The following is a 1,616-nucleotide window of genomic DNA, read 5'->3' as shown; positions in this document are numbered from 1 at the left end:
CTTCGCATTCCGGCACGGGGCCACCCACGGGTGCGTTGCTTCCGGGTATCTGCACTATTCGGGGCAGAAGGGCATGGGTCTGAGACGTACCCAATGCGCGCCGGCTCATGCACATTCATCGTCCGGCGGGATGCAGGCGCGCGCCGTCCGGGCGCCGGCCCGAGGCCGCCCGGGCCGTGGCGTGATGGTGCTGAGGCTCGGCGTAGCGGGTCATCGCGATCACCGCGCCGAGCGTGACGACGAAGCCGACCGCGGCCAGCCACTCGCGGCCCGGATGGATCCGGTCGCCGAGCAACAGCAGCCCCACGATCGCCGCCGGCACCGCCCCGGCGGCGTCCATCGCGGCCACCGCCGCCGTCGTCGAACCCCGCTGCATGGCCAGGCCGAGCAGCAACTGACCGACGATCGAATGGGCGATGAGCAGATACAGCAGCGGGTTGCTGCAGTAGCCCCCGAACGACTGCTCCACGGCCAGCGGGCGGGCGGCGATGGCGGCGGCGGAGAAGGCGATGCCGGCCAGCGAGCCGAGCGCCACCGAGCCGAGGGCGCCGTGCAGGCGTACCGCGAAGAAGCCCAGGACGCCGATGACGGCCACCGCGACGGCCAGGCCCACCACCCCGGCCGTCCCCAGCTGGCGGGAGTGGGCCGGCTGGGCGGACAGCACCAGGGCGGTGATGCCACCCAGCAGCAGCACGAGCAGCGCGACCTCGGCCACGGGCAAGGTCCACTTCAGCACCAGGACACCCAGCAGTGCCGTCACCCCGAGCCCGGCGGCCACGCTCGCCTGCACCAGGAACAGCGGAAGATCACGCCGGGCGATGAAGGCCAGCACAAAACCCAGGACCTGACAGACCAACCCGAGCAGATACGTACGGTGACAGGCGAGGCGGACCAGCAGCTGCGGGTCGAAGGTGTGATGCACCGTGGTGCGGGCCGCGGCCATCGACTGCAGCAGGTTGGCGACCCCGTACGCGGCAATCATCGCGGCGAGGTAGAACCAGCCCGGCGACATCACCCGGCGAGAATAGACCAGCTTCGGCGCCGCCCGGAGACTAACGGTGCGTCGAGGGCACCCCGGCCGCCAGCCGCCCGAGAATTTCGTCGTGCAAGTGACCGTTGGTAGCGATGGCACTCCCGTCCCCGGGCGCCCGCTCACCCGCCAGATCGGTGAACGAGCCACCGGCCTCGGTGACGATGGGGATCAGGGCGGCCACGTCCCACAGCGACAGCTCCGGCTCGACCATGACATCCACGGCGCCCTCGGCGAGCAGCATGTAACCGTAGAAGTCGCCGTAGGCCCGGCTGCGCCACGAGTCCCGCATGATCTGCAGCATCGGCTCCAGCCGGCCGGCCTCCTCCCAGCTCGGCAGGCTGGCGTAGCAGAAACTGGCGTCGGCCATCCGGCGCACGGCGGACACGGAGATCCGGGCGGCGGCCCGCTGGTGCTTGCCGGCCCAGGACCCGTGGCCAAGCGCGCCCCACCAGCGGCGGCCCAGCGCGGGAGCGGAGACCAGCCCGGCGACCGGCCGAGGGTCGTCTCCGACATCGACGACACGGTGATGGTCACCGCCCTGCCCCGTCCGCTGCTCGCGGCGTGGAACACGTTCGTTCTCGAC

2 protein-coding genes are annotated in these 1,616 nt (G+C 71.5%); both read right to left on the bottom strand.

The genetic code is table 11. The annotated features are described in order from the left end of the window. Positions 1 to 115: 115 nt before the first annotated feature. The gene (locus AB0C29_RS47425; RefSeq protein ID WP_360544967.1) at positions 116 to 1,015 is read right to left on the bottom strand and encodes a hypothetical protein; all 900 of its coding nucleotides are present in this window, start codon (positions 1,013 to 1,015) and stop codon (positions 116 to 118) included. Between the two features lie 37 nt (positions 1,016 to 1,052). Beyond that, positions 1,053 to 1,616, bottom strand: a 564-nt coding sequence (locus AB0C29_RS47420) for an inositol monophosphatase family protein (RefSeq protein ID WP_360834819.1), incomplete at its 5' end; no start/stop codon positions are given.

Origin of the sequence: Actinoplanes sp. NPDC048791 (assembly GCF_040650095.1) — a bacterium.
Classification (GTDB): Bacteria; Actinomycetota; Actinomycetes; order Mycobacteriales; family Micromonosporaceae; genus Actinoplanes.
The sequence above is the reverse complement of the archived record's forward strand: the minus strand, read 5'-3'. Positions and strand labels throughout refer to the sequence as shown.